The 24,209-nt window shown below is 48.6% G+C and carries 21 protein-coding genes; 1 reads left to right on the forward strand and 20 read right to left on the reverse strand.

What is annotated here, in order from left to right:
* Positions 1 to 207: 207 nt before the first annotated feature.
* From sucD to ACTRXD_RS12245, 14 genes are all read right to left on the reverse strand, one after another.
* Positions 208 to 1,080, reverse strand: a complete 873-nt coding sequence (gene sucD, locus ACTRXD_RS12180) for a succinate--CoA ligase subunit alpha (RefSeq protein WP_442432079.1) — start codon at positions 1,078 to 1,080, stop codon at positions 208 to 210.
* Between the two features lie 50 nt (positions 1,081 to 1,130).
* Positions 1,131 to 2,306 carry an ADP-forming succinate--CoA ligase subunit beta gene (gene sucC, locus ACTRXD_RS12185; protein ID WP_442432080.1) on the reverse strand — a complete coding sequence of 392 codons (1,176 nt, stop codon included), beginning with the start codon at positions 2,304 to 2,306 and terminating at the stop codon, positions 1,131 to 1,133.
* An 83-nt stretch (positions 2,307 to 2,389) separates the two neighbouring features.
* Positions 2,390 to 3,967, reverse strand: a complete 1,578-nt coding sequence (locus tag ACTRXD_RS12190; RefSeq protein WP_442432081.1) for an FAD-dependent oxidoreductase — start codon at positions 3,965 to 3,967, stop codon at positions 2,390 to 2,392.
* Between the two features lie 21 nt (positions 3,968 to 3,988).
* On the reverse strand, positions 3,989 to 4,705 hold the full coding sequence (locus tag ACTRXD_RS12195) for a 2Fe-2S iron-sulfur cluster-binding protein (RefSeq protein WP_442432082.1): 717 nt from the start codon (positions 4,703 to 4,705) through the stop codon (positions 3,989 to 3,991).
* Between the two features lie 77 nt (positions 4,706 to 4,782).
* Positions 4,783 to 7,029 carry an aconitate hydratase gene (locus ACTRXD_RS12200; RefSeq protein WP_442432083.1) on the reverse strand — a complete coding sequence of 749 codons (2,247 nt, stop codon included), beginning with the start codon at positions 7,027 to 7,029 and terminating at the stop codon, positions 4,783 to 4,785.
* A gap of 81 nt (positions 7,030 to 7,110) precedes the next feature.
* Positions 7,111 to 8,937 carry a citrate/2-methylcitrate synthase gene (locus ACTRXD_RS12205; protein ID WP_442432084.1) on the reverse strand — a complete coding sequence of 609 codons (1,827 nt, stop codon included), beginning with the start codon at positions 8,935 to 8,937 and terminating at the stop codon, positions 7,111 to 7,113.
* A 35-nt stretch (positions 8,938 to 8,972) separates the two neighbouring features.
* A complete protein-coding gene (locus tag ACTRXD_RS12210; RefSeq protein ID WP_442432085.1) occupies positions 8,973 to 10,169 on the reverse strand; it encodes an ATP citrate lyase citrate-binding domain-containing protein in 1,197 nt (398 codons plus the stop codon).
* 449 nt (positions 10,170 to 10,618) lie between these two features.
* A complete protein-coding gene (locus tag ACTRXD_RS12215) occupies positions 10,619 to 11,296 on the reverse strand; it encodes a class I SAM-dependent methyltransferase (RefSeq protein ID WP_442432086.1) in 678 nt (225 codons plus the stop codon).
* A 109-nt stretch (positions 11,297 to 11,405) separates the two neighbouring features.
* Complete coding sequence (locus tag ACTRXD_RS12220; RefSeq protein ID WP_442432087.1) at positions 11,406 to 13,640, reverse strand: NADP-dependent isocitrate dehydrogenase; 2,235 nt, start codon at positions 13,638 to 13,640, stop codon at positions 11,406 to 11,408.
* A gap of 364 nt (positions 13,641 to 14,004) precedes the next feature.
* Positions 14,005 to 15,297, reverse strand: coding sequence for a PilX N-terminal domain-containing pilus assembly protein (locus ACTRXD_RS12225; RefSeq protein WP_442432088.1), 1,293 nt, complete (start codon positions 15,295 to 15,297; stop codon positions 14,005 to 14,007).
* Positions 15,298 to 15,320: 23 nt separating this feature from the next.
* Entirely contained in the window at positions 15,321 to 15,929 is a 609-nt protein-coding gene (locus ACTRXD_RS12230) for a PilW family protein (RefSeq protein WP_442432089.1), read from the reverse strand.
* A gap of 14 nt (positions 15,930 to 15,943) precedes the next feature.
* Entirely contained in the window at positions 15,944 to 16,360 is a 417-nt protein-coding gene (locus ACTRXD_RS12235; RefSeq protein WP_442432090.1) for a type IV pilus modification PilV family protein, read from the reverse strand.
* Entirely contained in the window at positions 16,360 to 16,821 is a 462-nt protein-coding gene (locus ACTRXD_RS12240) for a GspH/FimT family pseudopilin (RefSeq protein WP_442432091.1), read from the reverse strand. Before ACTRXD_RS12240 ends, ACTRXD_RS12235 begins: the two co-directional genes overlap by 1 nt.
* 77 nt (positions 16,822 to 16,898) lie before the next feature.
* Positions 16,899 to 17,672, reverse strand: a complete 774-nt coding sequence (locus ACTRXD_RS12245; RefSeq protein ID WP_442432092.1) for a prepilin peptidase — start codon at positions 17,670 to 17,672, stop codon at positions 16,899 to 16,901.
* 125 nt (positions 17,673 to 17,797) lie between these two features.
* Here ACTRXD_RS12245 and ACTRXD_RS12250 point away from each other — a divergent pair, with 125 nt between their 5' ends.
* A complete protein-coding gene (locus tag ACTRXD_RS12250) occupies positions 17,798 to 18,058 on the forward strand; it encodes a response regulator transcription factor (RefSeq protein ID WP_312644810.1) in 261 nt (86 codons plus the stop codon).
* A 14-nt stretch (positions 18,059 to 18,072) separates the two neighbouring features.
* Here ACTRXD_RS12250 and rlmB read toward each other — a convergent pair whose 3' ends face one another.
* From rlmB to ACTRXD_RS12280, 6 genes are all read right to left on the reverse strand, one after another.
* A complete protein-coding gene (gene rlmB / locus ACTRXD_RS12255; RefSeq protein WP_442432093.1) occupies positions 18,073 to 18,837 on the reverse strand; it encodes a 23S rRNA (guanosine(2251)-2'-O)-methyltransferase RlmB in 765 nt (254 codons plus the stop codon).
* Entirely contained in the window at positions 18,812 to 20,347 is a 1,536-nt protein-coding gene (gene cysS, locus ACTRXD_RS12260) for a cysteine--tRNA ligase (RefSeq protein WP_442432094.1), read from the reverse strand. The genes rlmB and cysS overlap by 26 nt, the downstream gene beginning before the upstream one ends.
* Before the next feature lie 3 nt (positions 20,348 to 20,350).
* Complete coding sequence (locus ACTRXD_RS12265) at positions 20,351 to 20,962, reverse strand: YqaA family protein (RefSeq protein WP_442432095.1); 612 nt, start codon at positions 20,960 to 20,962, stop codon at positions 20,351 to 20,353.
* Positions 20,963 to 21,011: 49 nt separating this feature from the next.
* Positions 21,012 to 21,848, reverse strand: coding sequence for a 5'/3'-nucleotidase SurE (gene surE / locus ACTRXD_RS12270; protein ID WP_442432096.1), 837 nt, complete (start codon positions 21,846 to 21,848; stop codon positions 21,012 to 21,014).
* A gap of 150 nt (positions 21,849 to 21,998) precedes the next feature.
* The gene (locus ACTRXD_RS12275; RefSeq protein WP_442432097.1) at positions 21,999 to 23,351 is read right to left on the reverse strand and encodes a transketolase C-terminal domain-containing protein; all 1,353 of its coding nucleotides are present in this window, start codon (positions 23,349 to 23,351) and stop codon (positions 21,999 to 22,001) included.
* A 43-nt stretch (positions 23,352 to 23,394) separates the two neighbouring features.
* A complete protein-coding gene (locus ACTRXD_RS12280) occupies positions 23,395 to 24,156 on the reverse strand; it encodes a carbon monoxide dehydrogenase beta subunit family protein (RefSeq protein ID WP_442432098.1) in 762 nt (253 codons plus the stop codon).
* Positions 24,157 to 24,209: the final 53 nt, after the last annotated feature.

Genomic DNA, 24,209 nt, shown 5'->3' on the forward strand with positions numbered 1-24,209 from the left:
CTTCCTGTGGGTCAATATGCCCTTGGAAATTATTATTATTCAACACCCCCGGGAAAGTAGGCGAAATGTGAATTTGAGGGGTTTTGTGGAAGAGGTTGCTAAAGTTCCGCCAACTCCATGTTCTCATCAGGGCGAACGTGTCCGCTCAGTTCATGGAACGCGATTAAACTTATGAAGAAAATGAGGAGGCGTTAAGAACGAATAAGGCTAGGCATGTAGAACGCTTCCCACGGCTTCCCCTATTTCTGCTGGATTTTTGACGACAATCACCCCAGCAGATTCTAAGGCGGCCATTTTATCGGCGGCGGTGCCCTTTCCTCCGGTAATAATGGCGCCGGCATGGCCCATTCGTCTTCCAGGAGGTGCCGTTATTCCGGCAATGAAACTCACAACCGGCTTGGTCATCTCTTTTTGAATATAGGCCGCAGCCCGTTCCTCGGCATCTCCACCAATTTCCCCGATCATCACCACCGCTTCGGTTTCGTCATCCTCCTGGAACATATGCAACAAATCGATATAACCGGTTCCAATGAGGGGATCGCCACCGATACCGACGCAGGTCGTTTCGCCAAGACCTAAATTGGTGAGCTGATTGACGGCTTCGTAGGTTAAGGTGCCACTTCTTGAAATGACGCCGACCCGCCCTTTTTTATGAATAAATCCTGGCATGATCCCGATCTTGCACTCCTCGGCCGTTATGATTCCCGGACAATTTGGGCCTATCAGACGCGTGGTCTTCCCAAAAAGCGCCCGCTGGACCCGAACCATATCATTGACAGGAATTCCCTCCGTAATGCAGATGATCAGCCATATGCCGGCATCGGCGGCTTCTAAAATCGCATCGGCGGCAAATGGAGGTGGGACAAAGATCAATGAGGTGGTGGCTTCCGTCTTCTTGACGGCTTCACGAACGGTATTAAACACCGGGATGCCTTCTACTTCCTGACCGGCTTTGCCAGGCGTCACGCCGGCGACGACTTGCGTTCCGTACGCCTTGCACTGGGTCGCGTGAAATGACCCTTCTTTGCCGGTAATCCCTTGAACGACAACCCTGGTATTTTTATTCACCAAAATGCTCATGCCACATCACCTTTCACCAATCAAGGAGAATATTTCCACGATCAGGTTAACTATTTCTTTTTTCTGAGAGCGACAATACGTTGAGCAGCTTCCCAGAGGTCAGCGACCCCTTCCACCTTCAAACCTGATTCGGCCAAAAGCTTTCGGCCTTCCTCCGCGTTGGTTCCTTGAAGTCGCACAACAACAGGAAGCTTGATGCCGACTTCCTTCGCCGCATCAATCACTCCATGGGCAATACGCTCGCAACGCACAATCCCGCCGAAAATATTAATGAATATGCCCTTGACCTTTTTATCTTTCAACAGAATGCGGAATCCGGCTGCGACGGTCTCTTTGGTCGCCCCACCGCCCACATCTAAAAAATTCGCCGGTTCGGATCCCGCCAATTTAATGACGTCCATGGTTGCCATCGCCAAACCCGCCCCGTTGACCATACAACCGATGTCTCCATCAAGTTTGACATAATTCAGATTATTGTTACCCGCTTCAATCTCTAACGGTTCTTCTTCGTGCAGATCTCTGAACTTTTGAATATCAGGATGTTTAAATAGTGCACTGTCATCAATTGAAACTTTTCCATCCAACGCGACCAGACGCTTATCCGTGGTAATGACCAATGGATTTATTTCCACGAGCGATGCGTTTTTTTCCATGAACAGGCGGTACAGGTTTTCCAACATTTGAAAAAACGGCTTCACCACCGCCGGCTCAAGCTCTGGAAGTCCCAGGCCGAAGGCCAGATTTCTTCCATTGTACCCTTGGAATCCCACCGCCGGATCAATCGACTCTTTCAGCAATTTGTCCGGTGTATGTTCGGCCACTTCCTCAATGTCCATGCCACCTTCTGTACTGGCAATAAACGTCGGAAACCCTGACTCACGGTCTACCAGTAAACTCAAATACAATTCCTTAGCAATCCCTGCACCTTCTTCAATCAGTAGGCGGCGAACTTTTCTGCCCTTGGGACCTGTCTGATGCGTCACCAGAGTTTTCCCGAGAATTTCATTAGCCAGTTCCGGCACTTCATTTTTATTTTTGGTTAATTTGACCCCACCGGCTTTGCCACGTCCACCCGCATGAATCTGCGCTTTCACTACAAATACGGGGGTATCAAGAACTGAGGCCCACTTTTCAGCCGCTTTGACGTTTTTGATTTCCTTGCCTTTGGGTACAGGAATCACAAATTGTGCAAAGAGCTGTTTGGCTTGAAACTCGTGAATATTCATAAATCCTCTTCGTAGGTTCTACAGCTCAAATCGGAACATTCGGCGATGACAATATCCCGTTTGGTGATCAATCGATTTGATAATTACTTGTTGGTGTAAGCCGGCAAGACCATAGGTGAAATGATACCAGCGGACACATGATGCCGTTTGGCTTCGGCTCGAAATTGCTTCAGATGGTCCAAGGTCAACGAGCTTTTCGGCAGAGACTTGGACCGCTCTGCAGCAAAAATACCTGTTCGCTTGCCAAACACCATTAAGTCCAACAAGGAATTCCCCATGAGCCGGTTTCGCCCATGTAACCCGCCGGAAGCCTCTCCTGCAACGAATAAATTGGCCACAGGCGTTTCTCCATTCACATCAATTTTGACGCCCCCGTTTTGGTAATGCAGCGTGGGATAGATCAGCACTGGGTCTTTCCGGATATCGACCTGGTAACGTTCATACTGCCGAACCATCGCGGGAAAATGTTTGTCCAATGTTCCCTGTCCATGTTCCACATCTAACAACGGCGTATCCAGCCAGACGCCCACCCTTCCTGATGGTGTTCGAACGCCTCGCCCCTCTTCACATTCCCGAATGATCGACGAGGACACAACATCACGAGTATCCAATTCATTCACAAAGCGCTCACCCTTCCCATTCACCAAATGGCCGCCTTCAGAGCGAATGCCTTCTGTCACCAGTGCACCGACCAATTGCTCAGGATACACCCCACCTGAAGGATGATATTGAAAGGTATCGATTTGAACGAGAGGCACGCCGAGACGATAGGCCAGGACCAGGGCATCCCCTGTCGCCCCGAAATGATTGCTGGTTGGAAATCCCTGAATATGCAACCGGCCAATTCCGCCTGTTGCCAGGATCACCGTTTTAGCGGCAACGACGATAAACCGATTGTTGTCTAAGTCTTTCAGCACCGCTCCCGTGCAGGCCCCATCGGCATCGCTTAACAATTCCACCGCAGCAACAAATTCCAACAACGGAACCTTCTGGTTCAGGACTTCGTCTTTCAACACTCGCATGATTTCCAAACCGGTGTAATCGGAGCAGGTTAATAGCCTGGCCTTTGAGCTTCCTCCCCCTTTTTTCACATGCAGATTTCCATCGGCATCCCGATCAAATAAGACTCCCAATTCCAACAGCCATTTCGCAATAGACGGTCCCTCTTCAACCATGACCTTTAACAACTGGTGGTCATTTTTCATGTGCCCACCCTTTAAGGTGTCCAAGAAATGCTGGACAGGCGAATCGTCCGAGCCGACGGCAATTTGCATCCCGCCTTGAGCCATGACCGAGTTGGAATCCCCAAGGCGCAACTTCGTGGCCAGTAATACATTGGCTCCCTGGGCATGGGCATGGAGCGCCGACGCGCACCCCGCCCCTCCTCCACCGACCACCAGGACATCCACGGTGTAATCCGGAGTGAGAATAAGATCGGCCGGAACCGGGCTCTCCCCTTCCAACAGGGTCGCCACTTCGGTCACGGTGGATTGCCCGGCATTCGGCCCAAAAATAATCGGCCGGTAGGCATGAGCCCGATGATCGGGATGGTATTTCTTGATAAGGCTATCCCGTTCGGCTGGAGAAAGCTTGGGAAAACTTTTAGACCGACGGGCGTCTCGGGTTTGATGAACTATATTTCTCTGATCGGTTAGTTCCATATGAGAAGCAAGAAAAACTGGTTAGATTGTGGCCGCGGAGGTATTTTGTAATTCCTCATCGGACAACTTGAGGATACGATCCCATTCCTGCTGAAAATGTCCATCGGTAATCTCTTGAATACGTTTAGAGAGGCCTTCAGGTTTTTCGGTGAAATGCACGCCCTGAGCCCGGCTGGCATAGAGCGCGACCAGATTGGGAGCAATATCAGCAATACAAACGGGCGCGCACATTCCACACATCACACAATCCATGAACATTTCAGAGACCGCTTTAAAATCTCCAAACACCGCTTTCCACACCCCCTCCCGCACATCAATAGTTTGCGGGCAGGCTTCCGTGCAGGCATTACAGTTCCGACATAAGGGGGCTTCAGGATAGAGCGTAAACAAATCCTGCTTAGGGTCTTTGAGCTCAAGAAGATTGTAAGTCGCTTTTCTTGCCGGAAAAGCCGGCATAAACGAAAAGGACATGCCATCCTCGACTGCCATTGAACAGGCCAAACAGGTTTTGACCTTGGGATCGTCTTTCGTACGGTAATAGGTCGCACAGGCTCCACAGAATCCGCCTAAGCATCCAACTCCACGAATCACATCCTGCCCTGCATACCACAAGGCCTTGATCAGGGTGATACCTGCGGGAACCTGGAACGGTTTCCCTTCAATCTCCACGGTAACCATCTTGGGTTGGAGACTCTCTTCTTGATCCAGAGTATTTTTTTTATCCAATGAGTCAGGCATAGCTCAGAAATAGTACCTTATACGATCGACAAATTTCTCGTCGTGAATTTCCACCACCTAGCCCACTTAAATAGGAATTAATTTAACGCGTTCAATGCGGAACCAGCCTTAAACCAGGTGATCTGTTGTTCGGTCATACTATGATTGGCCTGAATGACCACTTCCTGACCGTCCTTCTTGTGAAGGACAACTTGCACTGGCTTGCCTGGTGCAAGTCCACTTAACCCTTTCACACTGATCCGGTCTTCTTGTTCAATTTGATCATAATCCTTCGGATTCGCAAACGTCAGCGGAAGAATGCCTTGCTTCTTGAGATTGGTCTCATGAATGCGAGCAAAACTTTTTGTCAGAACAGCTTGGACACCCAAAAATCTTGGAGACATCGCCGCATGCTCACGGCTGCTCCCTTCACCATAGTTTTCATCTCCCACCACAAACGACCCCAAACCTTTTTCTTTATACCTTCGGGCAATTTGCGCAAGAGTCAATCCCGACTCTCCGGTTAAAACATCATTGCCTTTTCCCGCCTCGTCTGAAAATGCATTGTTGGCTCCAAGAAACATGTTGTCACTGATCTTGTCCAAATGTCCCCGGAATTTGAGCCACGGACCGGCGGGAGAGATATGATCCGTTGTGGTTTTCCCCTTGGTTTTAATTAATAACGGTAACTTTTCAAAATCCTTTCCATCCCATTTTGGGAAAGGCTTTAATAATTGCAATCGCTCGCTGGTAGGAGGAATGTCCACTTGAAGCTTCGAACCATCCTCAGCAGGTTGAACTAAACCTTCTTCGCCTTTAGCAAAACCCTTGGCCGGCAATTCATCTCCCTGAGGCGCCTCAAACTTGAACTCTTTTCCATCTGCGGTTTTCAAGGTCCCCTTGATCGGATCAAAGCCCAGATCGCCTGAAAATGCATAAGCCGTGACTACTTCAGGACTGGCCAGGAAGGATAAGGTCTCACTCACTCCATCATTCCGCCCAGGGAAATTTCGGTTAAACGTACTGACAATAGAGTCGGCTTTGCCTTTCACGGCATCCGCTCGTTTCCATTGCCCAATACAGGGTCCACAGGCGTTTGCCAGGACGGTGGCCCCCATACTTTCAAAGGTCTCCAAAAATCCTTCGCGCTTCATGGTGTGGTAAATCCGTTCTGACCCCGGGCTGACCAAAAAGGCCGTTTTGGCTTTAAGCCCAGCTTGTAACCCTTGCTTGGCAATATGCGCCGCGCGACCGATATCTTCATATGAAGAATTGGTACAGCTTCCGACCAAAGTCGCTTTTAACTGCACGGGATAGCCTTTTTCTTTGGCTTCCGCTGCCATCTTTGAAATTGGCCGCGCCAAATCAGGGGTATGCGGTCCCACAACATGCGGTTCAAGAGTGGACAGATCAATTTCGACGATTTCATCAAAGTATTTTTCCGGAGACTGATAGACCTCAGGGTCTGCAACCAACATGCTCCGGTTGGCTGCTGCCAATTTGGCAATGTCAGCCCGCTCCGTGATATTCAAGTATGCCACCATTTTTTCATCGAACGGGAAAATAGACGTCGTGGCGCCCAGCTCAGCTCCCATATTGGTAATCGTGCCTTTGCCTGTCGCACTGATAGTTTCCGCGCCCGGGCCAAAATACTCCACAATCTTATTGGTTCCACCCTTCACCGTCAGGAGGCCACAAATATACAAAATGACATCTTTTGGCGAAGCCCAGCCATTCAGCTTTCCGGTTAACTTCACGCCGATGAGCTTAGGATGGAGGACCTCCCATGGGAGACCCGCCATCACTTCCCCCGCATCGGCTCCACCGACGCCAATGGCCAACATTCCCAACCCGCCACCGTTTGGCGTGTGTGAATCGGTTCCAATGATCAATCCGCCAGGAAATGCATAATTTTCCAACACCACCTGATGGATGATCCCGGCCCCAGGCTTCCAGAATCCGATCCCATATTTTTTCGCAGCCGAGGCAAGAAAATTATAGACTTCCCGGTTTTCATCACATGCGCGCAGAAGATCCTTTTCCGACCCGACTTCAGCCCGGATCAAGTGATCGCAATGGATGGTACTTGGAACAGCAACTTTATCTTTCCCCGCTTGCATAAACTGCAGCATGGCCATTTGGGCTGTCGCATCCTGCATCGCGACTCTATCGGGACGAAGCGCCAGCATGGCCTTTCCACGTTCCCATACTTGTGAATCGAAATTATCGGCATGGCTGACCAGGATTTTTTCTGTCAGCGTGAGAGGCCGTCCAAATTTTTTGCGAGCTTTGTCCACAATTCCCGGCATTGAAGCATACAGTTTTTTGACCATTTCTAGGGACATAGCACTATCTCCTGGGTTCAGTTCAACATGGATAAGTTTTAACCAAGACCGACCACTAACCCGGCATTAATTTTACCGGCTCTACTTTAACGGTGGCACCTCGCGACGCTTCGGGGAGGCATAATTTACCAGATAGTCAAATAATCGGATGAGCCGGCTCCCTTGCCGCTTTTGATCCGTCCAATGCCCAATCATTCCGATGGTTCGCGACAAAATGAAGAAGCCATTAAGGCTATCTACCGGAAAACCGATATCAACTAACACCGCCGCCATGGTTCCATCAACGTTGAGAATGAGATTATCTTTTTTGACAGCGGTTATTTTTTCGACTTCCAATGCAAAATCCAAGTGCGGAGTGGCCATGTTCAAACTTTTCACGTACCCAACCAACTCCTTCACCCGCTTATCCGGATTTTTCAAGCTTTTGACGCGATGACCGATTCCTGGAACCGGTCCCACATTTTTCTTCATGTAGACAAGGAAATCATCGACCGAAAGTTTGTTGTCGATCGCGTATTTGAACCATCTCCCAGCGTCCGTCACCGCTCCACCAAAGCGCGGACCGATCATAATCATACCGGCCGCGACTGCTTGAGATAATCCGATCCCAGCACAGGCGGCGATAATCGTCGTCAAGGCTCCGCTCACGCAAGGACCGTGATCGGCCGACAGCATGATAATTCGTTTGATGATTTCGGCTTCCTGTTTGGAGACAAGACGATTGTCCCATAGCAAGCCGATAATATGGGGGATGTCATATCCGTTATTGATCAGTTCAGAAGCCGGATAACCTTGATAAAGCGGTTCATCACCCCGATCGTCACTGATCGTGGAACGAATCAGCGGTGTCACCAGCACTTCCCCTTCCCTCATGCTCTCTTGAACCGTTTTGGGAAGCCTTGGCATGTCCGCTGGAGCCAAATCCGGTATGGGCTTGACCTGTCCGCTTTTCAGTAACTCCTCGTGGGTGGCCTTGATAGCCGGCCCTAGAGCTCCAAAGGTATCCGGTACAATCGCACCGGCCTTTTTCAAGGCTTCAGACTTTGCCCGCGCAGACCCCTCGCCCTTCAATCCTTCTTTCGCCCCGGCATGCCCGAATTTCATACCCTTTGGAAGACTCTCTTGACAGAACCCTGAAACCACCGCGAGCAATTTAATCCGGCGTTTCTTGGCACCGTACCATTCGGCGGCCCGTTCTTCCAAATCTCCACCCATTTCCCCGACAATAACCACCGCCTTGGTTTGCGGATCGTTTTCAAACATTTCCAGGTAGCTGACATAGTCGGTTCCCGGGTAGGCATCACCACCGATACCGATCGCCGTCGTGATGCCGTCTGCAAATTGGGAACAAATCCAAATAATTTCGTTCGACAATCCCCCGGACTTGGTGACCACGCCGAAGGAACCAGGACGATACAGCTTGCACGCCACCAAGTTATCAAACGCCCCCCCGATCACTCCCAGGCGACATTCTCCTGCCGACACTACCCCAATTGAGGAAGGGCCATTAAAGGTCTTCCCCAGCTTACGGGCATGCTTCCCCAAAAGTTTGGCATCTTTTTCCGGCACCCCTTCGGTAATCATGGAGACCGTTTTAATATGCGGGTCATTCAAGGCTTCCATAGTGCCGGCATAGGCCCGGTCTGCTCCGATATAGACCAGACTTGTGTTAATCTCCGGGTGGTTGGCCGTCGCTTCGGCGACGGTTTTATAAATGGGGATCATTATTAATTCGGTTCCACAAATGATCTCGTTGGTCTTCCCCGCATCGGGGGGATATACAAACGCAGAGACATTTAATGGTTGCTTAATCATGTACCGGAACTCAGCCATACGACGAGCGGCATTCACCCCGGCCACCCCCCCTTGAATGACGACATGCGTGTCTTTCGTTGCAAGAATACTCATCGAAACGGTCTCCTACATCCTCAAGGTCTAATAGGTTATTTTGCGGCCATGGCCATATCGACAATGTCCGTTAACGGCGTTTTGCGGTCAAATACCTGAATATCAAAACCCTCATCCTGGAGCGCACGCATGGCCGCTAATCCCTGCAATTCGTTTGGACCACCCCGGCGCACCCAAATCTTGACACCCTCTAGCTTGCCTTCCGCTTTGGCCTTTCGAAACGCATTGATAATGCCCCCAAAGGTCTTTTTGACATCGGTAAAATTCGCAATCGCTCCACCCACAATAATATGCTTGATACCAGGCAACGAGCAGACTTTTTCCGTCAGAACTTCCACTGCCCAGTCCGGTGGATCACCTGAATATTCTGCATAATTCGCAAGTTTGCCACCACGAGCCACCACCGCATCTGAATAATAAACGCTGGCTCCTCCACCGGCAGGTAACATCGCAATATTGCCGCCGGGAATCTCAATGAGCTTGACGGAGCCTTTCACCTTGGCATCAACAGCCATGACTTCCTCTTCATTTTTGGTATAGGCACGCCCAAACTCAGCCGCAAATGGAAAGGTCCAGTCCTTATGCCGGAACTTGGCATCACCGTCCAGAAGGGTCACCGCATCCAGAGCCACAAGTTCTCCCTGGCCACTGAGCACAACCGGATTCACTTCTACGTATTGAGCATCTTCATTATCAAAACAGGCATATAATTTCTTCAAAAATTCCGCCATTTTAGTGGCCGTACCGCCGGAAAACCCCGCATCCTTCACCAGCGAGGAAATCGCTGAATCCGACAGGTTTTCACCGGTTTCGATGGAGACATGCTTGACCTTATCCCAATTAGATTCCACTTCGATGCCACCACAGGTCGCCACCAAGAGGTCCACTCCATCGCGCGTCGATTTGGCCGCGGCATAATATTCTTCTTTGTGATCAACCGCCTCGGAAACAATCACCTGCTTAATCGTGAGGGTTTCCAATTCTTTACCAATCATCTCCCGCACAGCCTCTTTTGCCGCGGCTAAATCCAATCCCACTTTGACTAACCCCAATTTAAAACGAGAGCCAAGTGCTTCATGCGCTTTGACTACCAGTTTATTTTTTTGGAGCCAATCATTGACCTGAGATAATTGGTCAAACTCCTCACTCGAGGTCACGACAGCATAGTTGGGAGTTGAAATCCCCCATTTTCGCAATAAGCCCATTCCCGGGCCCTCAAGAACTTTTGCCATAATCCAACCCTTCCTTCAGGGACTCATCATAATGGTTAAGGACAAACGTAGCACAACCCGCCTGCCGCGCGGAACGGTGCATTGTACGAATGCCCTCATCCCGCTGCAATCAATCAAAAGACCCATGAACCCCTTTCAAAAGTCCCAGTGCCCCCACGTGGAATGCCCATAAGAACACCACCACACCCTTTAAGAGAAAACCTATTGAAAATTAGTTAGTTGAGATGATAAGACCCCATCCCTACCCTTAAGGCTTCCTTAAACCAACCCCGCAATAGCCTTCGCTCTCTCCTGTTATGAGAAAAAACCATGCCATCCCCTAGCCATTCATCTTGGTGCCTCAAAAAGCCATTAACTTTACTCGATAAACTTTTGTATTTCGTGACAACCTTGGGTTTATGGGTCTCGTCATCATTCATAGCACCTTCATCACCTGGAAAATGACCTTGTCAGAATGCCTCCTGACTCCTGCGACTTAATTGGTAAAGAAACCCCTTCTTTCCTACTCCGGCATCTTTTCGGGGAGGCCAGTTGAGCGGGACTTCTTCTATTGCCACAATAAATTTCTCTTTAAATCCATGTTCGACGGTATCGAGCCCCAGTCTATTTGGATCACAAAACATGCCTTTCCCCTTCGGGGTAAGCACCTGTCCAAGAATTTCAGAAATACCGGCTAAAATTCCCTCGTCATAAAAAACTTCACTGCCGATTACCAAATCATAAAAACACTTTTTTATTTCAATCTTTTCCGTCCAATTCAACAGGCATGTGTCAAAATTGCTGATGTGATTCAGACGACAGGACTCCGTTGTTGCTTCAAGGGTAATAGGCACCATATCTGAAAACATGGTAAATGCCCCGAGCCGAGCAGCAACGACTCCGGCCAACCCTGTCCCACAGCCAATTTCCAGAACCTTGACGCCTTGCAGTTTTGATGGGAAAAACTGATGAATGAGACATTCTGATAAGGCCACCTCAGATGGCCAAATTCGATCCCAGTACCCCCATCCGAGGGATTCGTCATCCCGTGCATCTAATGGGGTTTCAATAGAGATGTCTCGCTTGGTCTTACAGACAATGGGAATATGCCCGATTTTTGGAAGGGTCACAACTTTCACATGACTCACAGGAAATACCTTCCCCAAAAAAGCCGAGCCGGGCTCCGTTTGGAACCCGGCTCGTTGCACACATCCCCAGTATAAGAATAATACCGGAAGACCAGCCTACGTTGAGAACCTAGGCTAAGCGATCTAAGATGGCATTGAGAGTCGCGCTGGGACGCATGGCTGTCCTCACCTTGACCGGATCCGGACGATAATACCCGCCAATATCCTGAGCCCGTCCCTTTGCCGCTTTAATCTCTTCAAGAATGGTATCGACATTGGACTCCAACTCTTTTGCGATCGAAGCAAATTGCTTTTTCAATTCCTGATCATCATTCTGTACGGCTAGTTCTTGCGCCCAGTACATGGCCTCGTACACATGACTTCCCGCATTGTCCAATTGCCCCAATTCACGTCCTGGGGCCTTCCGGTTGTCCATGAGCTTTCCGGTGGCCTTGTCCAAAGTGTCCGCCAGGATTTTTGCTTTTTTGTTGTTTTTGACTTGACTCAAATGGGCAAACGACTCGGCTAACGCGAGAAACTCTCCGAGGGAATCCCAGCGTAAATGTCCTTCTTTGACAAACTGCTGGACATGCTTCGGGGCCGACCCTCCCGCTCCTGTTTCAAATAGTCCTCCACCATTGATAAGTGGAACGATGGACAACATTTTGGCACTCGTCCCCAACTCCAAAATCGGGAATAAGTCAGTGAGATAATCCCGAAGCACATTTCCAGTAGCCGAAATAGTATCGAGACCGTCCTTTGCACGTTTGAGTGAGAACTTCATGGCATCCACCGGTGCCATAATTTGGATGTCCAGCCCTTTGGTATCGTGATCCTTAAGATAGAGATTCACTTTTTCAATGACTTGGGCGTCATGAGCCCGATTGTTATTGAGCCAGAATACCACCGGCGTCGAAGAAGCCCTGGCCCGGTTCACAGCCAATTTGACCCAATCCTTAATGGCAACATCCGTCGTATAACAACTGCGCCAGATATCACCTTTTTCGACATCGTGTTCCAGCAAGACATTCCCTGCTCCATCCAGCACCCTGACTACGCCTTTCCCGGTGGATTCAAATGTCTTGTCGTGTGATCCATATTCTTCGGCTTTTTGTGCCATTAATCCTACATTCGGTACGCTACCCATGGTAGACGGATTAAATTCGCCATTCTCTCGACAAAAATCGACCACCGCCTGATAGATACCCGCATAACTCCGGTCAGGAATGATAGCTTTCATGTCATGTTCTTTGCCATCAGGTCCCCACATTTTCCCCGAGGTTCGCAGTGCAGCCGCCATGGATGCATCAATGATGATGTCACTCGGCACATGCAGGTTGGTAATGCCCTTGTCGGAATCCACCATTGCCAGTGCCGGTCCATTTTTGAGGCAGTCCTGGATATCTGACTCGATTTCCTTCTTTTGGGCCTCCGGTAAATTTTTAATTTTGGCCAGGATGTCACCTAATCCGTTATTCGGGTTGGCGCCCAATTCAGCGAACGTTTTTTCGTGCTTTTTAAAGACATCGTCGAAGAATGCCCTCACTGCATGACCAAACATGATGGGATCCGAAACTTTCATCATGGTGGCCTTCAGGTGTAACGACCACAAAATGTTCTTCTGTTTGGCATCTGCCACCTGCTCTTTAAAGAACTGGCGCAATGCCTGGCAACTCATCTTGCTGGCATCCAGGACATCACCCTTGTTGAGGGTTAATTTATCTTTCACGACGGTAACGTTACCATCATCCGCTACAAATTCAATTTTTCCCTTTCCAACGGCTTTCTCGTCGATGGTTACGGACTTTTCATTGCCGAAGAAATCTCCGGTCGTCATGTGCGCCACGTGCGTTTTGGAATCTTTTGTCCATTTACCCATTTTATGCGGGTTCTTTTTGGCGTATTGTTTGACCGAGGCTGAAGCCCGACGATCGGAATTCCCTTGCCGCAAGACCGGATTAACCGCGCTTCCCTTCACTTTGTCATATTTGGCCTTAATGTCCTTTTCTTCTTCGTTTTTAGGATCTTCTGGATAGTCAGGGATCGAATAGCCCTGAGATTGTAATTCAGCTATTGCACCCTTAATTTGTGGGAGCGATGCACTGATGTTTGGCAATTTAATGACATTGGCATCTGGCTTCTCAACCAGTTCACCTAAAAGAGCCAGATCATCCGGCTGGCGTTGCTCAGGCTTGAGCTTGTCAGGAAATTGCGCAAGAATTCTTCCCGCGAGGGAGATATCTTTGGTGCCAACGGTCACACCTGCCGCTTTAGCAAATGACTGAATTATTGGAAGAAACGATCCACTGGCCAGCTCAGGCGCTTCATCAACTTTCGTGTAAATAATGTCTGGTTGTACACTCATGGCATTTACCCCGTTAAAAGTTAACTAAGAACACGTTTTTCCTGGAAAGAACTTGCCTCAAACACGCCATGGGGGGAACTCTACAAGCGGTTAAGTTGAAATTTGTAAACCAATCCCCATGCCATGACAAGGAAACCATTGTAAGAATGGTGTCACCCTTCTGCAATCAATCAAAGGACCCATGTCGCCACGAATCAAAAGTCTCAGGAAAGGTGCGGAAAAAGGGGAAGTTTACAAAACCATTTTACCCGAAAAAATAAACTCAACTAGAAACTGGAAGTTAGAGGAATTATTGAGAGGAAAACTTGCAAGCGAATTTTTTGAGATTTATCAGTCGAGAAATAGAAAAAGTCTTAGAGAGAGTCTAGAGAAGTTGTTGCCAACTGAGGGTCGCAACCGGAAGCACTCGAAGGGACGCGGCGATCGGACAGGTATCCAGTGTCATCTTCACCTCGCCATTCAGTATCTGCAACTGATCCGCCAAAAGGGCACCCTGAATGACGGAACTCCCAATTCCACCATCAAACGTCACTTGCCCAGCGACAATGATGAGCCCTTCCCAATGAAAGGGCGCGGAAATGTTTAGATTTCCCGCTACCAAAAGTATGCCATATCCATAGAGATTCTGAACGGCAAGTCGGCTCGAAAATCCCCCTGCAAGCGATTCAGCATACAACAGGGCAGGATTCCCAGGAGCCCCAAGATTCACACCGGCAAGATCTCCTGAAATGACCTGAGCGCCTCCCTTGAGGCTATCTAAAGCCTTGACTAAATCCAAAAAATCCGAGCCCACTTGTGGCGTCGGGGGATTTCCTGTGAAAGTGGCGGTTCCTGCCAACGCACCTGCAGGCCCCAACTTCACCGGGGGTCGACCTCCTGCCAGGAGCCCACAATTATCAAATCCTTCTACGGCTGTGGATCCTCCAGAAAATACGACCTGACTATTCGCATATACGGCGGCCAACAATGGCGGCCCAGACGGGTGTGCAACCTCCACTTGAATCAAGGACGTGGCACCTTCTACCTGACCCTGGCTGATGATGATTTCGACTGGGGAATATGGAGTTGGATTTGCTGACGTAAATGACGTGGGGATGAGTTCACTTTCTGATGGAAATCCAAAGAAAACAAGGCTACCTCGGGAATTTATTGAATGCGTCGCGCCTATTCCATCCCCATCTTCATAGTGAGGGGTCAGAGAACTGTGTCCCGCCCGTTCCGCATCATACTCGGTTTTATGACGAATTTTAGTCCAGTAAGGGAGAACAGTTTGCACACTATTTGGAAGAACTGCCGTATTGGTAAGATTTCCACTCAAAGGAAAATAGTTGGTGAAAACCCCTGAATATTCAGGATCATACTGTGGTTTCCACTCAGGGGAAGACAACATATAGGCGGACCAATTTGCTTGCAGAGTGGGAGAAGGATCGCCGAGAAATCCTGGATTTGACAAGGAAGATCCACCTAAACGAACGACGGTTTCTGCGATGCCCGCCTCTGCGGCATAGAACGTAGCCATCGCCCTTCGGAAATTTCCACTGATTTGTAGATCGGTTGACGTGGCAAACAGAATCGTCGCACCCATAATTGAGGAAATAGCGACCAATAACAAGGCTGCAATGAGCGCTCCACCCATGGAATTGCGACAAGGCCTCATTCCCTCCTTGCTAGTGAGTCCGATCATGATTGGACATTTCTCATCGTGATTCGGGAATGAAGAGTCATCGTTCGATATCCACCGTTTTTGGCATACTGTGGATCGGGCTGTGACGTTCTGGCTGTCACCGAAATTCTCACTTGTCGAATAGCTTTGGAATCTGTGGTCGGGTTCCCACCCTGATCAAGGTAGTCTATAACAAACGCTTCAATGTCCTCACCAAATGGTTGATTTCCTCCACCGGTATTTCGCCGGAGCATGTGGGTCGAGGCATCATAGACAAAGACAATCGATTCATTGGCATCGCTGGTGATGCCATTACCATTCAAATCCGCCTTGATAGAGAGCTTTTTGGGATCATACGTAATCCCCTCAAAATCATTAGTAAAATCGGCATCACGATTCACTCCGCGAGGATCATAACCGGCCATCAGGATTTCCCGGGTCACCAAATCCACCACAACGCGAGCCTGTTGCTGCATGTCCAAGATATGCTCTCGCACACCATGGGCTTTGAGTTCTTGAATATACAGGGCATAGACCACACTCACAGTCAGGAGACTCAGGCCCAAGGCCACCATAACCTCAACGAGTGTATACCCCCGAGGGGACCCTATCGAAACATGTGGCATCCGCGTATCCACTTTTACTTTGTGAGATAAGTGGTAAGTGTGGTGGTATGCGCATCGTGATCCCACCGCACTTCGACCGTGACAGTGTGTAACCCGGATATTGGAAAATGCGGTTGAATAGTAAGCGTTCGTTGATGATGACTCGCACCGGCAATGGAGCCATAGGGTTCCGTGTTAGTCCATGTAGCGGTTAACGAATTGGGCACTCCATCCCGGCGCACGTCTTCCAATTTTTCCTGGGCGAGGGTGACAGCTCTGGTCATTTTTTCACTCGCGGTCATGCCTGTATGAGCGACAACGGAATAGCCTGCAAATCCAAGGAGCGCCAGGGAAACCACTACCAGGGCCATTAGCACTTCTAACAAAGAAAACCCTCGTTGCTCTCGCAGGCAACTCGTCAGTCGATTTCCCTCATGAATCATGATGTGCATTAAGACTTCACTTTTACTCGTCCGGTTATGCTAACCGTAATGATCCGTTTTCCGGCTGAATTGGACAGGGTAATAGAAGCTAAGCTGGACGCCGTTCCTCTTGGCAGAAAGGAGGGATTGTTGGTGGCCGACATCATAACATCTCGAAAACTCTCCTGAATATCGCGCGCTACAAGATGTTCGCCCGGGTCGGACTTTCCATTATTATTATCATCATCCAATAACACATACCGATGATTATCCTGAAAGAAGACTCGTTGCCTATTCCGCTCAATCACGGCCTTCATTTTTGCCCCTAAAAGGTCAGAGGTCACCTGTCTGGCTGCTCCATTCAATCGCCAATGAGGTAACTGGGATACCAACCAGGTCTGAGCTAACATCAAAACTACCCCGATAATGCCAAGCACGATAATTAATTCAGTGAGGGTAAAACCTCTGGTACACAAAAGAAATCTCTTCAATCGTCTTGTCCCTGTTAGAGTAACGTCTTGAACCTACTCCGTGTGATCGCACCTATCTTGCTGAATTCGTTGGGTACTTATAACAAGCCATGAAAATACCAGTGCCATAACTCCGTTCCCCACACCACCGCGATCAAGCCCCCAAGCGCTAAATAAGGCCCGAAAGGAATGTATTGGCCTTTTTTAAGAACCTTCGTGGCAAGTAACATTATCCCGACAACCGCTCCCACCACTGATCCCACCATCAGGGTAAGTATGGCCTGCTGCCACCCCAAAAAGGCTCCCACCATGGCCAAAAATTTAATATCACCACCCCCAATGCCTTCTTTTCCGAACAAGAAGGGACTGACCCACGCGAGAGCTAGTAAAATCCCCCCTCCCACCAACAAACCGATAAGCGAATTGACCCAGCCCGTCGGTAGCAGGAAGGATGCGCACAAAAAGCCAACCACAATTCCAGGTAATGTAATCACATCCGGAATGATTTTGTGGTCCCAATCAATCCAAGCCACCACAAGGAACACCGACACCAACCCCGCATACACGATCGTGGGCCACGTGAGCCCAAACCGCCAGACCACCAGGAGATAGCCTAAGCCATTTGCCAACTCAATAATGGGATATCTTCGCGGAATACCCGCATGGCAAGCTCGACACCTCCCCAGAAGCCAGATAAAACTCAAAAGAGGAACATTGTCATACCAGCATATCTGCCTGCCGCAATGAGGACATGCCGACCGAGGAGCCACCACAGATTGTCCCTTTGGCACTCTGTGCACACATACCGTCAAAAAACTTCCAATGATCGTTCCCAGAATAAAGACGCTCGGCCAAACAATCCAGTGAGACATAAAGATCACATATTCCGTAGTTAATTCGACTAGGGTGAGTTTACGTATTCTTTTGGTTTACAATCCTAAAATGACCTGATATTCTCCCTTAGATAATTCGCCTAGAGAAAATGCCTGAGGTACCCATGACCAACCAACTAAAACCGGACAAATTGGACATGCCACCTATTAAGCGAAAACGCCCAGAGGCCCTGACTCAACGCGAGCAAGAAATCCTGCAACTCATCTGGTCAGGGTTGAAGAATAAAGAGATTGCACAACAATTAAAAATTAGCGTCAAAACGGTTGAAGCCCACCGGGCCAATATGATGAAGAAGGTTCGGGTTTCCAATGCCGCCCAACTGCTCAATGCCGCAATTCAGGAAGGCCTGATTCAGATAAAATAATTTCCGCATGGCTCTTATGGTTTCCGAGTCCGTTGCCGAACTGCTTCGAAGAGTGTCACTGCTACGGCAACTGACAAATTCAGCGAGTTCATCCTTCCAAACATTGGAATCCTAACTTTTTGATCGCATTTTTTTAGCACAATCGGCCGGATCCCTTCTCCTTCACTTCCAAACACCAGCGCAACGTGTTCGGTGAAGTCTACCTCTGAATAGGATTCAACTCCTTCCGGGACTAATGCTACAGTCCTGATGTCCCGCTTCTGACATGTTTCAAGAAACTTTCCCGTATTGGCTACACGGGCAATGGAGACATGCTCTAAAGCTCCAGCCGATGCTTTGGCCACTCCACCCGTCAGACCCACGGCACGGTGCTTGGGGATGACAATCCCATCTCCACCGGCCGCCTCTACCGAACGGACAATCGCGCCTAGATTATGTGGATCCTGGATTTGGTCTAACACCACTAATAAAGCAGGGATAGGGTTAAGAGAAAGTAGGTCCAGCAACTCCTCTCCTTCCAGATACTCCTTGGCGGAAACCTGAGCCACCACGCCCTGATGATGTCGATCGCCAGCTAAGCGATCTAATCTCTCCCTTGATTCGACAGCCAGGTAAATACCGCGTTCCCTTGCCAATTTCACAATGGGAACAAATCGACCATCAGCCCGAAGAATCCAAATTCGTTGGACGGGCCGAGACTGCGAGTGGAGAGATTCTAGAACCGCATAAAACCCGTACACCATTGCCGGGGATTCATCGCTTCCATCGTGTGGTGCCATCGGGTCGGTCTTCCAGGATAATGCCTTGTTCGGCTAATTTTTTTCTGATGGTATCAGCGGTAGAAAAATCTTTCTGGGCACGAGCTTCATTGCGTAAGCGGATTTTTTCTTCGATCCAATCCGAACTTACGGAACGAGAAGTCTCCACAGAACCGCCACCACTTATTATTGCAGAACCGTAAGCGGTTTTCTTTCCTTCTGCCTTTAAAGTACCGCCACCGCTTATCGTTGCAGAACCGTATGCAGCAAACGGCCATTCTTTAGGATTCAACTGGAATAACCCAAGCGGTTCGCCAAACTTTTTCAGTGCCTCTTTGACATTTTGTTTAGCCTGGCTGGATAACCCCTTTCTCAATAATTTATTGATCTCTCCACGAAATTCGTGAAAAGCCCCGAGCACCTTGGGCGTATTGAAATCATCATCCATACTATCCTGAAATTTTTTGGCAAAATGATTCGAGAGGCACTCCCACTCTTCGTTACCTTGATTTTCCGCATGAGTATCGAATTCCTCCAATCGCCGAATGAGCCCATAGATGGAATCCATAGCCGATTTGGCTTCGGAAATCGATTTGTCAGAAAAATTGATATCGCTTCGGTAATGCGTAGAAAGGAGGTAATAGCGAAGACATTCCCCGGTTACGATTTCTGAATACGGTGACTTCTCAAAGATCTCTCGAATCGTAAAAAAATTCCCCAAGGACTTGGACATTTTCTCTTGATCAATCGTCACAAACCCGTTGTGAATCCAATACCGGGCAAACTCCTTTCCCGTGTAGGCACAGGACTGAGCCACTTCATTTTCGTGATGCGGGAAAATGAGATCCTTTCCTCCCCCATGGATATCGAATGTTGGACCCAAGTGCTTAATCGACATGGCCGAACATTCGATATGCCAACCCGGTCGACCTTTACCCCAAGGGCTCTCCCAACCTGGCTCATCCGGCTTTGCTGATTTCCAGAGAGCAAAATCCATGGGATCTTTTTTCCGATGGTCGACTTCAACGCGAGCACCGGCCAATAATTCTTCCAGATTCCTACCGGATAATTGGCCATACTGACTGAACTTTCTGACTTCAAAATACACGTCACCTTCCACCTCATAGGCAACGTCCTTCTCAACTAATCCGGCAATCATGTCCACGATATCCTGGATATGGTGAGTCGCCCGAGGCTCTATTGTAGGGGGAATAATTCCCAATCGCCCCATGTCGCGATAAAAGGCTTCGATATATTTTTCCGTCACCTGAGTCCAGTGAATACTTTCTTTGTGAGCTCGTTGGAGAATTTTATCGTCCACATCGGTAAAATTTCTGACATAGGTTACCTGGTAACCGCTGTATTCCAAATACCGCCTGATGGTATCGAAAACTAACGCACTCCTGGCATGTCCAAGATGACAATCATCATATACCGTGACTCCGCAAACATACATCTTAACCTGATTCGGCGTCAGCGGAAGAAACAGTTCTTTCCTTTTTGTTAGGGAGTTATACAGGGTGAGAGGCATGACTTACTGTTCTCGAGTGGGTGTGGGATGTGTGATTTTTTTTCCATGATGTTGGACCAGCCAAAATCCAAGAACCAACATCACCACAAAGATGATGGAAAATAAGTTGAAATACTTCTCTATGAGTTCTTTGACCCATGGGCCCATGAATTGGATAGCACCTGCAACGAGAAAAAATCGCCCCCCCCGACTGATAAGTGAGGCCACCATAAATGTTCGAAAGTTCACATAAAACGCTCCTGCCCCAATGGTAAAAATTTTGTACGGAATGGGGGTGAACCCTGCGATGAGAATAGCCCAGGCTTCATACCGTTGAAAATACTGATGCACCAAATCCATTCTGGCTTGCCCCATAAATTTAAGCAGAAGAGGTCGCCCCCCAAACCATCCGATTCCATATCCAAAAGCTCCTCCAAGCACAGACCCCATTGTCGCAACCGTTGCGTACCACCAGCCCAGGCTTGGATTTCCAAGAGTAAGCGCAATGACCAATACATCAGGAGGCAGTGGAAAAATTGAAGATTCGGCGAAAGCGAGACAGAATAAGGCAGGAACTCCATAGGGAGAGTCAGACCACGATAACATCCAGTCGTATAATTGTTTGCCCAATTCCATATTTTTTCAGTAGAAATACCTGGCTCTCAGTTTCTCGTAGACATTTTGGTTATACTGGAGACCGCTTACCTCTCCCGGAAACCTTGATTGGTTTTCGCAAGGATTGTTCTGAGGGATACAGAGCTTTCTCCCACCCCTTAAGCGCTTGCATCGCAGAATAATCGGTCAAATCCAAATGAAGTGGAGAAATTGAAACCATATGATTGGAAACGGCGTCATGATCAGAATGCTTCCCTCTCGCCCATGACTCTCGCTGTCCCGCAATCCAAAAATATCGATTACCCCTCGGATCTGTCTTTTCGACTATGGGATTGAGATAACGTCTTTGGCTCAAACACGTTATTTGAATACCGGCAATGTTCTCCAATCGCCGACTCGGAACATTCACATTTAGTATGGTTTCTTTAGGAAGCCCACATTCTAAAACCCGTTTCGCAACCAAAAAGCCAAAATGGCCTGCGACGGCATATTGGCATTTTGGTAAGTCTTCCAGGGAAATGGCAATAGAAGGGATACCATGAAGCATACCTTCAATGGCACCGGCAACCGTTCCGGAATTAGTAACGTCATCGCCCAAATTCCATCCATTATTAATACCTGATACCACCAATTTAGGCAGGCACGCCGGCAGAAGATGACACACGGCTAGTGTCACGCAATCTGCTGGGGTCCCATTAACGGCATACCATCGTTTTTTCAGAGAACGCAGCCTCAATGGTTTATGCAATGTCATCGACCGCCCAACGGCATTTTGGGTTTTCTCTGGGGCCACAACCCAAACTTCCCCTAACGGCCTCAGAGCCTCAGCCAAAATCTTGATGCCAGGAGCATTTATCCCATCATCATTGGTAACCAAGATGATTGGCCCGGGAGAAGAAACGATCATCTAATAAACCTTTTACTTTATCAGGAGCTTGTAGTAACCGACAGCCTCTCCCTTTATCAATCCTTATTTTTCCGGATGGCAAAGAAAAGCCCGCCCCAATTATTCTTGGGACGGGCTTTTGGTATTCCTATATTGGCTACTTTGCTGATTCTAAATGCTCTTCATAAAATGAGCAACCGCTGCTGGATCTACCGTTCCCATAATATGAGACTCTGGAACCGTGTTCGACTTCTTACCGGTTAAACCACATTCTACTTCATCCGTAATCATCTCTACTGGCATGGACATCCCACCGTAGACATGTGGACCGGCCACAATCTTTGCATTAGAGAAACCATAAATTGCCGTAGCCACATCTTTGGCCAACCATCCGACATAGTTAAATTCCGGAATAACAATAAGCTTGGCTTTGCCACACAGCTCTCTTAGTTCGTTTGTTGGGAAAGGTCGCAAGGAACGAATTTTGATTAATCCTGCCTTAATGCCTTTCTCTTTACATTGACGAACCGCTTCTCTGGATTGTGCCGCAGCACTCCCCGAAGCAATAAGGAGAACATCTGCGTCTTCCACATCCTGAGCTTCTAACAATCCATCCATATATTGATTAATATATTTCCGTGACCGTTCTACCCCAGCCCACACTTCCTGCTGCCACACCGCATGAATGTTGTAGGCCATAAAATTAGATTTTTGAACCGGAGCATCACGGGACAATCGAGCTGGAGGGTTCTCCGCATCTAAAACCGGGACCGACCCTCGGTAAGGGTCTCGAGGCGGGAGCTTGAGCCCTCGATCCTGCATCGAACAATACCCTCGAGCATGAGTCACAAAAAAACCATCACAACAGACACCCACCGGAAGGGTCACATCATTTTTTTCGCTGATGATAAAACCCTTCATGATAAAGTCGAACAGATCCTGTTGATTTTCCGCATGAAAGACCAACATTCCGCTATTTAATAGGTAGGCAATTTCAATATTATCAGGTTGGATAGCCAATGGAGCATTCACGACCCTGCACGTAAACATGCAAACAGCGGGAAGGCGGTGACCTGCCCATGAGACAATGGGCTCAAGACCTCGCAATGTTCCGGGACCAGCTGTGGCCGTAAAAGCTCGAACACCTGCACGGGAAGCGCCGGCAATTGCCGACATGACGCCATATTCTTCCTCACCTCGATAGAATTCCTTCACATACCCTTCCCCATACAAGACTCCGATTAATTGCAAGGTTTCGCTTTGTGGGGTAATGGGATAGGCCACGGACATATCTACATTTGAGCGCCTCACCGCCTCTTTTGCACATTCACTCCCGGTAATAAATTCCCGTTCACGAGGAGCCTCAAAAAACATATACTCCGGAGAGACAACCCTCTGGCGCTTGGCTTCTCCATGAGGGTCCTTTCTTCCCTTTCCGCTATCAACTGATGGTGCAGCCGGCGCACTCGTAATTGGATCACCTTGGGGATTGGTTTTAACTTCTGATTCAAGGGCTTCGCTCATGGTTTGACCCCCTTATTACTTAAATGAAAATTTACAAATATACTCATGCTTCCTTTTGCATATGTTCAGCTTTATGGCCAAACGCTGCTGCGTTTCCATCAACCGGGCTTTCAATACTAAAATCCAGAGGATTGGTGTGTGTTTTGCCACCGTGGACTTTGGACTGTAGTCCAGTAAAACGAACATTATTGCCACTTTCTGGTAATTTTATCCCCATTTCTTCTCGTACCCGCTTAAAAACTGCTGCAACCCTTCGGATCTTTGTAGCATCAGAATCTCGAACTGTGAACATGGCATCCTCATGCCCTTGTTCCGCACAAATAGCAGATGTCCAGCAATTGGTTCCAGCTCGAATCATTTTGAGAGTTAGGTTAGCATAGTGACAATGGACCCCGATAAAAATACAGGCTTCAATCTTATTTCCCCATATTGTAAGATTGGGATGATTCGGATTGATCACTTCCTCCGGTTCAACCTTGGGGTACTTGGGGCGATAATCCGGCATGGGAATGACGAGCACATCGGGTAATTGTGCTGCTAGCTCTAATACAGCCCTAGCCTTATCGGCCGCATGATCATTCCAATTCCACAAAACCATCGGACCAGGGAAAATGGTTGCATTCTTTCGAGTCAACATCGTACGCGCCATGGCTTCCATTGCCAGCTCTTCCGCAACAACATGGCCAAACTTCAAACCATATCCTTGTTCAGGGGTCAGGACACCAAGTTCCGCAGCAGATGGTGGGTGGAAACCTTGTGGCCCTGGGGCCACGATTGCCTCTTCTAACTCTTTCGTTAATTCCACGTTGGACTCCGATTGATGAGTATGAAATGACTGAAGAATGAAAAACTTTTATT

The organism is Nitrospira sp. T9 (assembly GCF_052156535.1).
Classification (GTDB): Bacteria; Nitrospirota; Nitrospiria; order Nitrospirales; family UBA8639; genus Nitrospira_E.